This is a genomic window from Methanosarcina soligelidi, from assembly GCF_000744315.1.
Lineage (GTDB): Archaea > Halobacteriota > Methanosarcinia > Methanosarcinales > Methanosarcinaceae > Methanosarcina > Methanosarcina mazei.
Genome location: NZ_JQLR01000001.1, coordinates 2,576,571 through 2,590,177, shown reverse-complemented (window position 1 = coordinate 2,590,177; position 13,607 = coordinate 2,576,571). Strand labels below are relative to the sequence as shown.

9 protein-coding genes are annotated in these 13,607 nt (G+C 42.8%); 6 read left to right on the top strand and 3 right to left on the bottom strand.

Annotated features, from left to right (window positions below; all coding sequences use genetic code 11):
- Nucleotides 1-83 precede the first annotated feature (83 nt).
- The 5 genes from M886_RS11280 to M886_RS11260 all read left to right on the top strand — a co-directional run bounded on the left by M886_RS11280 (nt 84) and on the right by M886_RS11260 (nt 4,740).
- Nucleotides 84-1,244, top strand: a complete 1,161-nt coding sequence (locus tag M886_RS11280; RefSeq protein ID WP_048051720.1) for an iron-containing alcohol dehydrogenase — start codon at nt 84-86, stop codon at nt 1,242-1,244.
- Nucleotides 1,245-1,504: 260 nt separating this feature from the next.
- Nucleotides 1,505-2,029, top strand: a complete 525-nt coding sequence (locus tag M886_RS11275; protein ID WP_048036662.1) for an LURP-one-related/scramblase family protein — start codon at nt 1,505-1,507, stop codon at nt 2,027-2,029.
- A gap of 48 nt (nt 2,030-2,077) precedes the next feature.
- On the top strand, nt 2,078-3,169 hold the full coding sequence (locus M886_RS11270; protein ID WP_015412780.1) for an AI-2E family transporter: 1,092 nt from the start codon (nt 2,078-2,080) through the stop codon (nt 3,167-3,169).
- Between the two features lie 401 nt (nt 3,170-3,570).
- On the top strand, nt 3,571-4,059 hold the full coding sequence (locus M886_RS11265; protein WP_011034660.1) for a DUF1269 domain-containing protein: 489 nt from the start codon (nt 3,571-3,573) through the stop codon (nt 4,057-4,059).
- Between the two features lie 114 nt (nt 4,060-4,173).
- Entirely contained in the window at nt 4,174-4,740 is a 567-nt protein-coding gene (locus M886_RS11260; RefSeq protein WP_152558027.1) for a YqhA family protein, read from the top strand.
- Nucleotides 4,741-4,822: 82 nt separating this feature from the next.
- On the opposite strand, the gene pepD is transcribed toward M886_RS11260, so the two are convergent.
- The 3 genes from pepD to M886_RS11240 all read right to left on the bottom strand — a co-directional run bounded on the left by pepD (nt 4,823) and on the right by M886_RS11240 (nt 11,656).
- A complete protein-coding gene (gene pepD / locus M886_RS11255; RefSeq protein ID WP_015412777.1) occupies nt 4,823-6,343 on the bottom strand; it encodes an aminoacyl-histidine dipeptidase in 1,521 nt (506 codons plus the stop codon).
- Nucleotides 6,344-6,558: 215 nt separating this feature from the next.
- Nucleotides 6,559-9,492 carry a PocR ligand-binding domain-containing protein gene (locus M886_RS11250; protein WP_226987610.1) on the bottom strand — a complete coding sequence of 978 codons (2,934 nt, stop codon included), beginning with the start codon at nt 9,490-9,492 and terminating at the stop codon, nt 6,559-6,561.
- Nucleotides 9,493-10,405: 913 nt separating this feature from the next.
- Nucleotides 10,406-11,656: a hypothetical protein gene (locus tag M886_RS11240; protein WP_048040639.1), complete on the bottom strand. Its 1,251-nt coding sequence runs from the start codon at nt 11,654-11,656 to the stop codon at nt 10,406-10,408.
- Between the two features lie 527 nt (nt 11,657-12,183).
- Here M886_RS11240 and M886_RS11235 point away from each other — a divergent pair.
- Complete coding sequence (locus M886_RS11235) at nt 12,184-13,422, top strand: hypothetical protein (protein WP_048051196.1); 1,239 nt, start codon at nt 12,184-12,186, stop codon at nt 13,420-13,422.
- Nucleotides 13,423-13,607: the final 185 nt, after the last annotated feature.

The following is a 13,607-nucleotide window of genomic DNA, read 5'->3' as shown; positions in this document are numbered from 1 at the left end:
AAAAAATCAGTTCTATTAATATTTTGTATTTTTATAATAGCACCGGAAAGATTGAACAGAACTTATCGAGGGGAGTAGAAGGCATGATAGAAAAGATGACATACACTTACCTGAACCCAAAGATAGCCCTGATGGGACCTGGATGTGTAAATGGGATCGGCACGCATGCAAAAGACCTGGGGGGTACGAAAGCCCTGATAGTTTCAGGCAAGAGCAGGCATGGGAAAGAGCTTGCAGCGGATATTCGTAGAATTCTTGAACGTGCGGGGATAGAAGCAGCAATCTTTCCGGGAGCAGACCCGAACCCGACCGATACTTCAGTTATGGAAGGGGCAGACATTTACGGGAAAGAAAACTGTAACATGATAGTTGCTGTCGGAGGCGGGAGCCCAATGGACTGTGCAAAGGCAATCGGCATTGTGGTATATAATGGAGGAAGGATAAATGATTACGAAGGAGTGAGTAAAGTTACCAGAGGAATTCCTCCACTTATCACGGTAAACACGACAGCGGGCACTGCGAGCGAGATGACAAGTTTTACAATTATTACTGATACTGAAAGGCACATCAAAATGGCTATCGTCGACCCCCGGATCACACCTGATGTGGCGGTTAACGATCCCGAACTGATGGTCAGCATGCCGCCAGCACTTACGGCTGCAACAGGGATGGATGCTCTGACCCATGCTGTGGAAGCTTATGTTTCTACCATGGCTACCCCGACTACCGATGCGGCTGCCATAAAAGCAATAGAGCTTATATCAAAATACCTGCCCGAAGCCGTCCTCCACGGGGAAGATATACGGGCCAGGGACATGATGGCACACGCAGAATATCTTGCAGGCATTGCTTTCAACAATGCAAGTCTTGGGTATGTTCATTCCATGGCTCATCAGCTCGGAGGCTTTTATGACCTCCCGCATGGGGTCTGCAATGCCATCCTCCTGCCTTATGTGGAGATGTATAACAAGCAGGTTTGCCCTGAACGTTTTGCAGACATCGCAAAGGCAATGGGAGAAAAAGTTGAGGGATTGAGCCCGGACGAGGCAGCGGATAAAGCAATAGATGCAATCAAAAAGCTTGCAGCAGAAATCGGAATTCCTTCAGGCCTGAAAGAGCTTGGGGCAAGGGAAGAAGACCTTGAACTTCTGGCTGAAAATGCCATGCAGGACGTCTGCCGCCTTACAAATCCAAGAGAACTCTCAAAAGAAGATATCATCGAGATTTACAGAAAAGCCCTGTGAAGAATATCTTGAAAGAGTAACTGCAGTCAAAAACTTAAATTACTGATAGCTGATGCGCATATAGTATATAGTAATATAAAAATAATTATTAAAAGTAATAATTTATTTTCGCAGCCAGCTAAGTAATTTAATTTCCATTGCTGAAATTGAATCAATATTAGTTTTCCAGGTTTTATGATCGGATTAATACGTTACTTCTTCAAAGTAAAGTACCAAAACTGAATAAATAAAGGGTTGAATAAATAAAGGGAGTGATTTTGATGAGATTATTTGGGAGCCGTGGAGGCTCTGAAGGGGAGAAAGGACACATCTATAAAATGCATGAAAAGCTTGTTTCCATAGGAGACGATTACTGGATAGAGGATGAAACTGGAGAGCGGGCGTACCATGTTGATGGAAAGGCACTACGCATCCGCAACACCCTCATTCTCAAAGATCTGCGTGGAAATGAACTTTATAAAATTCAGGAAAAATTACTCCGTATCAGGGATACGATGAATATCAAGAATGCGGATGACAGCCTTGCTGCAACAGTTAAAAAAGACCTCATTAATATTCTGCGAGACAAATGGAAAGTTGAAATTCCAGAGGAGCCTGATATGGAAATAAAAGGCAATATCCTGGACCACGAGTATGAAATTGAGTCTGAAGGAAGAAAAATCGCAGAAGTTTCAAAAAAATGGTTCCGCATCCGGGACTCGTATGGAGTAGAGATTGAGCCCGGGCAGGACAATGCACTTATCCTGGCAATTGCCGCCTCTCTTGACCAGATGGCACATGATTGATAAATTCGCGATAGAATCCGAAAGGCGGGAAAGGTCAGGTACCGGTTTATGGTGAAGGGACGTTCAGGAGATGTAAACATAAATACAAATGCCATTTCAACACCAGCCAGAGTTCTGATTTACAGCACTGCTGCGGTTCTCCTTACAATTGGCATGAAGGCTATTTCAAGCATACTCATGCCGATTTTTTTCTCGATATTTTCTTATCTAATCTTTGCCCCTCTGGTCCGCTGGCTTATGAGGAAAAGAGTCCCCGGAAAGATAAGCGTAGTTCTGGTTATCCTTGTTTTCATTTTTGTTTTTGTCGGAACCACACTTCTGTTTGCGAACTCTTTACTCCAGCTCAGTGGCAGGATTCCAAACTATGAGAACCAGCTGACAAGTATCCTGAACAGTATTTCAATATATTTGCCTGAAGCCGGAGTTTCCGTAGAATCGGTCCTGCGCGATATTGCAGCTTTTGCGTTCAACGTATCCGGGGATATTATTTCAGGAGCTCTGAATGCAGGATCAACAATTGCGCTCATTGTTATCACGACAACGTTCTTACTTCTGGATTCTGCAGGTGCGCCCGTGAAAATGCAAAAAGAAGGGGAAAACCAGCCAGTCCATATTTCACAGTATACCGAATTGAGCAGAACCGTCATAAATTACATGCTCTTGAGAACCGAGACCAATTTGCTTGGAGGCATCGGAACTGCCATACTTCTTCTTGCCGGGGGCATAGATTTTGCTGTTCTCTGGGGCCTCCTTTTCTTCCTGTTCGGGTATATACCTTACCTGGGCTTTTATCTGGCAGCCATTCCACCCATGCTTCTTGGTCTGTTCGAATACGGGCTTATAGGGGCAGTTGGTGTCCTTGTCGGCATCACTATTATCAACGCGCTCGTAGAAAATGTCATTTTCCCGTCTCTTGCAGGAAAAGGCCTTAAACTATCTCCCACACTCGTATTTCTGTCTCTGTTTTACTGGTCCTTCGTACTGGGAGCTGCGGGCGCGCTTATTGCAGTACCTCTTACGATAGTTGTGAAGATAATTCTGGAGAGCTCGGAAGAGACACGCATGATAGCAAAGTTGATGGAATCAAGCGGGACCAGAGATCTGGATGAAAAAAGCACAGAAGAGAATATCTCTGAGTGATCATGTATTGCGTCCGAAATAACACGGTTCTGGCAGGCATTCCCGGTAAAAATATCTAAGCATGTATAAAGTAATATACATAAAAACAGTTATATATTACAGCATTGCTAAGCAGAGCCTGCAGCATGCCCTGGATTCAAGGTTCCAGAACGGGGGAAAGGGGAACAATTAAAATCAGTAAACAAAGATTACACACTGTTCTTGACCAGGTCAGATATCCGGCAGTATATGCCTGTTTTATCTGACCTGTAGAGGGACATCCGGTGAGAAAAACTTGTCACCCTGAGAAAAAGTTCCTGAAAACGTTTCTGTCCGTTCTCAATTAGCTGTCAGGCTGTTACAGGCTGGTATGAAAAACAACCGGTAAATTGAACCTGTAAGCAGAGGAGGAGATTCAAGGAATGGCAACAATAACCGTTCTGAAGTTTGAAACCGCAGATGGAGCGGAAAAAGCTCTTGATGTTGTAAAGGATTTGAGCAAGCAGCATCTGATAAACCTTCATGATGCCGCCATAGTCACCTGGCCTCAGGGGAAGAAGAAGCCAAAAACAGAACAGCTGACCAGTTTAACCGGTGCGGGGACATTGAGCGGTGCTTTCTGGGGGATGCTTTTCGGGCTGATCTTTTTTGTTCCTATACTGGGCCTTGCCGTAGGGGCTACAGTCGGAGCCCTCACAGGTTCCATGGCAGATATTGGAATCGATGATGATTTCATCCGTTCAATCCGAAGCAAAGTAACCGAAGGAACTTCAGCCCTCTTTTTAATGACAAGTGATGCCGTACAGGACAGAGTCGCTGAAGTCTCCAAAGGAATGAAATTTGAACTTATCGCTTCCAACCTTTCCAGGGAAGAAGAGGATAAGCTGCGTGCAGTTTTCGCCGAAGAGTAAACGACCTTAGATTAGGTTTTCCAGAGGGTAAGCTCTCTGGAGACTATTTTACTTATCCCGGATCCACCAGACCCGACTTCATGGGCTGGCAGAAAAGCAATGAGGGGACTTCCAGTGAAAATAGTGAGATTTATTGCAGGTATGCATTTCTTCGTACTCATTCCGGTTATAGGGCTGGCAATTGCTGCCTGCATTCTGTTTATTAAAGGAGGCGTTGATATTGTTCATTTCATCTGGGAACTGATTACAGGAATGACAGAAACATATCCTGAGGGAGAAAATGTTATTGTTGAACTTGTGGAAACTGTCCATCTATTCCTGGTCGGTACAGTCCTTTTCCTTACTTCTTTTGGGCTCTACCAGTTGTTCATCCAGCCGCTTCCTTTGCCGGGATGGTTAAAAGTAAATAATATTGAGGAGCTGGAGTTAAACCTTGTTGGACTAACCATTGTTGTACTGGGAGTTAATTTCCTGAGCGTGATTTTTGAACCTGAGGGAGAAAATCTCGCTATTTATGGAATAGGTTATGCCTTACCAATCGCAGCTCTGTCTTATTTTATGGGTGTGCGTTCACGTGTAACTAAACAGAGCAGCAGGGAAGAAGAGTGCCTTAAAGAGATAGGAGAGGCGATTTCCTCGAACAGTGAATCTAGCTGGTTATCGAAAGAAAAAAAGGATTGAAGCCGGATCCCTTAACTATCCGGCTCCAATTCCTGCTGATTGCACTTCACAGGTTTCTTAATCAAATATTGACAATTAGTTATTAACGATAGCTCTTCATCAGGTTTTCCAGGAAAACCCAGACTTTTTCAATTGAGGGGATATATACTCTCTCAGCTGGGGAATGAGGGTCTTTGATTGTCGGCCCGAAGGAGATCATTTCAATGCATTCGCATTTCGAGCCTATCACCCCGCACTCAAGCCCTGCATGCACTACTTTGATTTCCGGCTCTTTCCCGAAAGTCCCTGAATACGCATGCCTGCATTTCATAAGCAGACCTGATTGAAGGTCAGGCTCCCATGCAGGATATCCGCATTCATGCTCAACCCGTGCTCCTGCCAGTTTTGCAACGGTTTCCACCTTTTCCGTGACTTCAGCAAGCCTTGACATGACAGAACTGCGCTGGCTTGATACGATCCTCACTTCTTTTTCTCCTGTCCTTACGGTTGCAAGGTTGTTCGAGGTCTCAACAAGCCCCGGAATAGTATCCGAAACCCTGTGTACCCCGTGAGGCATCCCGAGGAGGACCCCGTAAAGCTTTTCTTCCGTTTCGACTGAAAAAACCCTGTCCGAAGGCACTTCTTTTCGGGTAATTTTCCCTCCCGACGCTTCGAAAATAATCCCGTTCTCAACCTCTTTAAGCTGAAGGGTTATTTCAGGGTCAGATACCGCATACTCGCCTCTAAAACTCTTCTGAAGCCCGGAAACGAAGTCTTCTGCCTGTTTTTCGTTATTTCTGGAGAGGACAATAAATGCCTCTGCGTAGTTTGGAATGGCATTGTGGACACTCCCCCCGCTGAAAAAGACCAGCCTGAGATTTTCTTTTCCGACTTTTTCCTTAAGGGCTGAAAGCATCCTGGCAAGAAGCTGGATACCATTTGCCCTCTGCCTGTGGATCTCGACTCCTGAGTGCCCACCTTCAAGCCCTTCTGCCGAGATCCTGAAAAGCCCGAACCCACTTCCCTTTCCGTAGTCAAAACTTTCCCATTGCAGGGGCAGGAAAATCCGGGAGTTCTGACCCCCGGCACACCCCAGTATAAAAATTCCTTCATCTTCCGAGTCCAGGTTCAGAAGAATCCTGCCTTCAAAGAAATCCTCTTCGAGCCCGCTGGCTCCTGTCAGCCCTGTCTCCTCATCAACAGTAAAAAGGAGCTCGAGAGGAGGATGCTCTATCTCTCCTTTTATGCCTGACTCCGCCAGCACAAGCCCTATCGCAAGGGCAATCCCATTGTCTGCCCCAATTGAGGTCCCATCCCCTCTCAGCCAGTCCCCTTCATAAATACATATGATAGGGTCTTTAGAAAAATCATGGCCTGAATCTCTGCACTTTTCACATACCATGTCCATATGACCCTGAAGAACAATCGCAGGAGAATTCTCATACCCCGGCGTGGGGGGGACTTTAATCAGGACATTGTTTAAAGCGTCGGTTTTTGCTTCAAAATTATGATTTTTTGCCCATTCCATCAGCCAGAGGGCAAGTTTTTCTTCATTTTTAGAACGTCGAGGGATTTTATTTATTTCTTCAAACATTTTAAGGATTTCTAGGGTTTTGGGGTGCATAAAGATCAACTCTGGACATTGGGTTATGAAAATGATGAAGGCTGGGCCAGTTGCAGGAAATGAGGTTTCTGGAATTTTTGTAGATTAACATATAGAATTATATATTATAAATAAGAGGTTAATATGCGAGAATTTAGCCAGGCAGATGTACCGGGTTAAAAACCTGTTACCTCAGAAACTCATGCATTAAGGTCAGATATCCTGCTACTCGTATGTTATTTACTCGTATGACTTGATTTCAGGGCAAATTGAACCTTATTTTCTTTATCCGTTACTTTAAACCTGATAATGAATTCAGTCCCATTGTTTCTTTTCAGTTCGAGTTTGCCATCCAGCTGGTCGACAAGGGAAGTTACAAGCTGCATTCCAAGGCTGTCAAGATTTTCAACATCAATCTCAGGAATTCCAAGGCCGTTATCTGAAATTTTCAGGACAAAAACGGTACCTTCAGACTCTTCACTTTTAAATTTTGTGAGCTTTTCCCTGTAAAGTTGTATACAAATTTCCCCTTTATCTCTTCCTCCGAACGCATGCTTGAGGGAATTGGAAACAAGTTCGTTGACAATCATTCCTAGCGGGACCGCAGTATCCATATTAAAGAAGAGGTCCTCTTCCAGGTCCATGCTTAAAGTTATCCTGGTATCTCCAAGGCTGTATGTATTGAAAAGATTCTCGGTAAGTTCCTGAATATACGGAGAAAAATTTAATGTTTCGAACCCGCTGCCTCTATACAGTTCCTCGTGTATCAAAGCCATTGATATTACTCTGTCCTGGCTTTCCCTGAAGGCGGAGAGAACTTCCAGGTCTTTAATGTCCTCCCGGTTTTTAAACTGATCAGCCTGAAGATCAAGAAGGGAAGAAATTACCTGAAGATTATTCTTTATCCTGTGGTGGATTTCCTTCTTACGGGCAGTTTCAATATTTGCCAGGGCTTCTTCTGCTTCCTTTCGTTTTGAGATGTCAGTTAACATGCTCATTACGCCCGTAAAACTGCCGTTCCTGTCAAAAAGAGGTTTGGCATTTAAAAATGTCCAGACCGGGGAACCATCTTTACGTATTAATTTCAGTTCATAGCTTTCGCTTATTCCCTGCCTTCTTTTTTCCAGATTCTGCCTGACAGCAGGTATACATTCCTTACTGATGAAACCCCAGATCGGTTTACCAATAACTTCGTCCAGAGGGTATTCCAGCATATCCACTACTTTAGAGTTAGCATAATTGATTACGGCTTCACTGTCAGTGATAAGTATAATTTCATTTGCTGTCTCAACGATATTCCGGTATTTCTCCTCACTATCCCGAAGCATTTCCTCTGCTGCTTTCCTCTCGGTAATGTCAATGTCCATTTCAAGAGTCATGCGTGAACCGTCAACATCAATGAACGGAAGGTTATACGTATCAAATACTCTTCCCTCTGGAGTGGTGATTTCCCAGTGGTAAGGCTGGCCGGTTTCAAGGATTTTATATGCTTTACAGGAATCAAATTGCTCGTTGTTTCTGAAACAATGCTCAAAGCAGTGTCTATTACCGGAATTTCCAAACATCTCACGGAAGGGGCGGTTGGCAAAGGCAATTTGGTGGTCAGGTGTTAGCAGGGCTATCATTACCGGCAGCGTCTCCAGCACATCAAAGAAACGCCGCCTTTCAGTATCGACCGCTTCGGCAACCTTACGGCGTGATTCGCTCTCACGCAGGACCTCTTCAGCCCGTTTAAGCCTGGTAATGTCGGTCAATACGCCGTCCCAGATTGTACTCCCTTCAGGAAGCCTTCGAGGGCGGGAGTTCAATCTTATCCACTTCAACCTGCCGTCCGGTAACTCTACAGGCAACTCCATATCAAAATCCGACAGTTCATGTGCACTGCGAACCCCGGCTTCGATAAGCTCTCCCATATACTGCGAAGGGATTATCCTGTACAATATGGAGGGATCGTTCAATATATCCCGGGAATTTAAACCGATTAGCCTTTCAATGCCCGCGCTTACGTACTGGAAACAACCACTGCCGTCGGGGTCAAGGGTATACTGATATACGGCGCTGTCTGGCAGGTTATCACTCAGGAGGCGCAGATGCTCCTCACTTTTACGAAGAGCCTCTTCCACCCGCTTGCGTTCGGTAATGTCAATAAATGCAGAAATGGATCCGCGCAGGTTTCCATTCTCGTCGCGAAGGGGCCTTGCATTGCCCAGTACATGCCGTATCCTGCCGTCAGCAGATACGATATCCAGTTCACAGTCATTTACCTCTATACCGGCAGCTGACAACTGCGAAGGCATTTTTTCAGGTGGTATCTCCACACCATCTTTGAATAACTTGAAAAACTCCGGTCTTTCCCCTTCATGAGCAGACTTGGACAGGTTTGTACCTGGAGGTATTCGCAGCCATTCGCAGGAGAGGCGGTTACCGGTTATCTTAAGCGCCTGAGGGTCATGTGTCGTATAAACAGCAACAGGTACGGCATCCAGTACTGCTGCTAACTCATTCGAACGGGCTTTCTCACGTTTCTCGCTTTCCTGCAATGCTTCCACCACAGCATCACGTTCAGCCAGGGATTGAGACAGCTTGATGTTGCTGTAGCTCAGTTGCGAGATCATATTGGCGAAGGTCATGAAGAAAGCCATGCCTGTATCTATATCTTCCCTGCTCAGTCTGGGAATTTTTTCAAGTGCTTTTATATATTCCTCTTCATTGAAACCGTATTTTCTTGCCTGAGACCGGAAAAGCTCATAATCCAGGGGCTCATCCTCAAAAAGAAACTGTCCTGAGAAAATATTGCCTATGTGTTGCCCCTCAACCATAATCGGGGTTACCACATCCCAGATATTGTTCCTGCATTTGTACAGCTTATATTTTCCAGGAGCTACATTCAGAGATAGCTTCTGGTCGCTTTCTATACAGTACTTGCAGGTTTCAGGATTAACCCTGTGAAATTTTGTGCAGATATCCTGCCATCCAGCACTTACCAGAACATTGCCCTTAAGGTCGAATAATGCCATGGGAATATGGACAAGCCTGTAAAAATCATTAATAAGGGACTGGACTGCTTCGGTATCAATAATACTGGCAAGTTCTATAGCAGTACCATCAGCCTTACTGATATGCACCGGGTTCAGGTTTATTTCTGGAGGTTGACCTGTTTTCACTTTCATTTCTCCCTCAAATGTCCTTTAGTTGGACACGAAAATTCCTGACCTTCAACAATCATAGATCTAATAAATATACAGATGAACATGCAAATGGATATGCAGATAAATAAATTAATAAATATATTAACAAATAAATTAATAAATATATTAACAAATAAATTAATAAATATATTAACAAATAAATTAATGAATGAATTAATAAATGTTTTAATTTCCGTACTCTTTTACTTTCTGTTATATTACAAATTTCTGCACTTGCTTCATGTGCATTTTAAAATAATTAGCATAAATCAGGTTCGCCTCAATTATGCTCTGAATTTGATCCTGTTTATTTCAGGTTACTGCAATAAATTATAGTCCCATATAATAAGATTGAATTTATAAAATATATTTGTTATTAATAAATAATAGCAGTAACCTATCCAGCTCTAAATTTATCCAGCTCTAAATTTATCCAGCTCTAAATTTATCCAGCTCTAAATTTATCCAGCTCTAAATTTATCCAGCTCTAAATTTATCCAGCTCTAAATTTATCCAGCTCTAAATTTATCCAGCTCTAAATTTATCCAGCTCTAAATTTATCCAGCTCTGAAATCCTTAAAAGTTCAGGGATATGCCTGATATATCCATGAACTTTTTCAAAATGTTACAATGACTTGAAAAACCTATTTTTTTATATATTATGCATTCTTTGAATAAAAATTCATAACTTTTTACCTGAATAGCAAAAAATTTAAAAAACTGAAATACAATCGACACTTAATTCAGGGCCTGAATGATCAGAAATTTGTTAAATCCCGGGGATTAAGTTTGGAAATTAATAGATCTATAAAGTCTGACCATTTTAACTGAAAAAAGGAAAATTAAACTGGCGCCGGGTAACGCCAGATTCCTTAATTAAAAATCTCTGTTAAATTCACATAGGCGGAGCAGGTCTCCCAGCCATAACATCCTCTGTGCGTTTTGCTAGCTGACTCTTAAACTCCTTGATATTTTTAGCCTGATCCCGCTGAACCAGTTCATCTCTTGCTTTTCTGGTTGTTTCTTCACTTGGCACGCCATCTCTATTTACCTTCCACTGGAACTTAAAGCTGGACCATGTATCAGCCAGTTCACTGAGCCGTTTATATTCCATTCCAGAAGGCATGAGGTCAAGCTGCTCATCAATTACTTTATTTACATAATCTTTATTCGGCTCGAAAACGACAAGAGGTTCGATAACATCAGCCCTTACAACATCCCTGATATCCCTTCCTTCATATTTTTCAAGAAGGCGGGCGCAGCCTTCGAAATGTGAGATTTCCATCTTTGCGAAGTTTTCCCAGATACTCTTTATCCTGGGATCGGTTTCAGTCTGCGCGCAGGAGAAGTAAATATATGCTTCACAGAGCTGCATGAGCGCAGATTTTTCGAGCATTGTTTCTCGCGGGTCGCCGAGCAGTCCGTACTGGGTCACATGTTCTTCTTCAACATCGGCAATCTCGGAATAAATCTGCCTTGCAAGTTCATCAGAATACATGAAACCGTGGGATTTGTAGTAAAGCTCGGTCTGCTGTTCGCCTGCGACAATGGTAAGATAATTCATTTTGGTTTTAATGTCGGCTGTGTCCTTATCGTAATGCTTGCGCATGGTGTCGTCAGGATGGCGGTGATGGCCAACTGTCGGTCTTCCCGGTTTTACCTCGGTATTTCCCTGAACAATAAGCTCAGGGTCACCCTGTTCCATGTAATCGTAAAGGCAGCTGTAGCGGTAGAGGTGGTCGAAGTCCTCAAGCAGGGCGAAGTCCAGAGTCTGTTTTACATATGGATCTGGCTCGTTTCTGGCAAGGTTTGCAGTAAGGTCGACAGCCACCTGTTCATAGCCAAGTGTGGTTTCTATGATAGTCTGGTTTGCCGGATTCAGCCAGTTGATCGTTTGCTGCTGCATGGAATCCGCGCGCCTCATCGCTGCCATCTGGCGTTTGATCTCCGGATCGACAGTCATTCGTTCTATTGCATGGGACATGAGGACTGAAGCGTTCTCAATCCCGTTCATTAGAATTACACGCGTCCGTGTATAAGCGTCTACAGATTTTCGATCATATGGAGCTTTGACAATCTCTTTCCAGTTCATAAACTGCTCTTCTATCGGGATGCTGTCCATTTCAAATGGTCTAAACTGTGCCATTACAATATCCTCCAGAATTCTTCACCAGCACGGCTCTTTGCAGGCAGCTGCAACTGAGATAATTTAAATTGATCAAGATTTCAGTTGCCGAATAAAAACCTGTGAAAGAGCAAAACCATGACCTTTTGCCGTCATTTCTAAGCAGAGTACCCCACATATCTGCGATATTCTCGCCTTAAGCTTCACTGACCCTCGCTACAGGCAAGGCGATTGGCACATAACTGGTCTTTTATTTTAATTATTTTGATTCTACTAGTGTAGCTAAATTGGCTAATAATATATGTATAATTTTGATCTATATAAAATCCATCATATATTAATTCTCATATGAGTAAACAGCTGCTGATTTTCACCGTTATGATAAAAAATGAGTACATTAGTTTCGACATGAGTATAATAGTCGAATTTCTATAAATTAATTGATGATTTTATAATAACCATTCTATCTTTCCGGATTAAAATGATCAGGGAGAATTAGTTAAAGATTGAAATGTAGATTTAAGGAGAAGCAGGAGAAGTAATTTACAATGGTAGATACTTCAGACATGCTGGTTTTCTGGGCTGTAGTTATAGCTCGCTTCTTGATACCCCTTACCATTCCGCGCTACCCACTCCCTGGAGTACTGGCGTGCCTGATCCTCGACGGCATAGACCAGACGATCTTTCAGCTTTTTACGAACCTACCCCTTGAAGGATACCAGAGCTATGATAAATCCCTAGATATATATTACCTGACCATTACGTACCTTTCGACCCTGAGAAACTGGTCGAACCTCTACGCCTTCAAACTGGACCGATTTCTTTTCTATTACCGGCTGGTTGGAGTGGCAATTTTCGAATTCACACAACTGCGTTCTATGCTGCTCGTTTTTCCCAATACATTCGAATACTTTTTCATCTTCTATGAAGCCATCCGCCTGAAATGGGACCCTGAAGTGCTGACAAAAAGCAAACTTATAACGGCTGCAGCCCTGATATGGGTTTTTATTAAGATTCCTCAGGAATACTGGATACATGTTGCCCAGCTTGACACTACAGACTGGATAAGAGCCAACCCATCAAATGCATTCATCCTTATTGCCTATGCAATATTTCTGCTCGGGATGGCGTGGTGGCTTGTCAGAGACCTGCCTCCTATGAGGCCAGGGCTCGAAATTTCAGCTGATCCTTTCCAGCCAGCCTCTGAAAAACTTCCGGGAAAGAAAACAAAAATTAATTTCCCGGTGATTGATTCCTCAGAACGTTTCTTTAACAACGCCCTGGTTGAGAAGATATTGCTGGTTTCTCTCCTCGGCATAATCTTTGCGCAGGTGCTTCCGGATGTAAGGTCGAGCAATTTCCAGCTGGCGATAGGTACGGCAATCATCATAATAATAAATACTGCATTGAGCCACTGGCTTGCCAGACGCGGCACTCACTGGAAATCCATTATTCGGGAATTCATAGTAATGTCCCTGGTCAACCTCGGCATAGTACTTGCATTTGATTTTCTGCTTCCCAGATACAACGGCTCAATAAACCTTTTTAACACTCTATTTTTCATCCTCCTCCTGACACTCAACATAACCCTGTACGACAGGTACCGGGTGTTGCATGCCAGAAATACTAATAACAATAATAACAATAATAGCAACAATAATAACAATAATAATAATAATAATAATAATAATAATAATAATAATAATAATAATAGTAATAATAGTAATAGTAATAATAATAATAATAATAATAATAATAATAATAATAATAATAATAAAGGCAGTTGATTGCAGGAAAAAATAACTCAGGTACCTGCCTGAAAAGATGCAATGCCTGAGTCGATACAATAAGTCAGTAGAGTTTTACCCGGAGCTGAAAATTAATTTTTACATTGTTAACTAATTTTTACATTGTTAACTAATTTTTACATTGTTAACTAATTTTTACATTGTTAACTAATTTTTACATTGTT

Bases quoted from the DNA above. Each gene is read 5' to 3' on its own strand.
- M886_RS11280 (WP_048051720.1), top strand. From the start codon at position 84: ATGATAGAAAAGATGACATACACTTACCTGAACCCAAAGATAGCCCTG.
- M886_RS11275 (WP_048036662.1), top strand. From the start codon at position 1,505: ATGAGATTATTTGGGAGCCGTGGAGGCTCTGAAGGGGAGAAAGGACAC.
- M886_RS11270 (WP_015412780.1), top strand. From the start codon at position 2,078: ATGGTGAAGGGACGTTCAGGAGATGTAAACATAAATACAAATGCCATT.
- M886_RS11265 (WP_011034660.1), top strand. From the start codon at position 3,571: ATGGCAACAATAACCGTTCTGAAGTTTGAAACCGCAGATGGAGCGGAA.
- pepD (WP_015412777.1), bottom strand. From the start codon at position 6,343: ATGCACCCCAAAACCCTAGAAATCCTTAAAATGTTTGAAGAAATAAAT.
- M886_RS11250 (WP_226987610.1), bottom strand. From the start codon at position 9,492: ATGAAAGTGAAAACAGGTCAACCTCCAGAAATAAACCTGAACCCGGTG.
- M886_RS11240 (WP_048040639.1), bottom strand. From the start codon at position 11,656: ATGGCACAGTTTAGACCATTTGAAATGGACAGCATCCCGATAGAAGAG.
- M886_RS11235 (WP_048051196.1), top strand. From the start codon at position 12,184: ATGGTAGATACTTCAGACATGCTGGTTTTCTGGGCTGTAGTTATAGCT.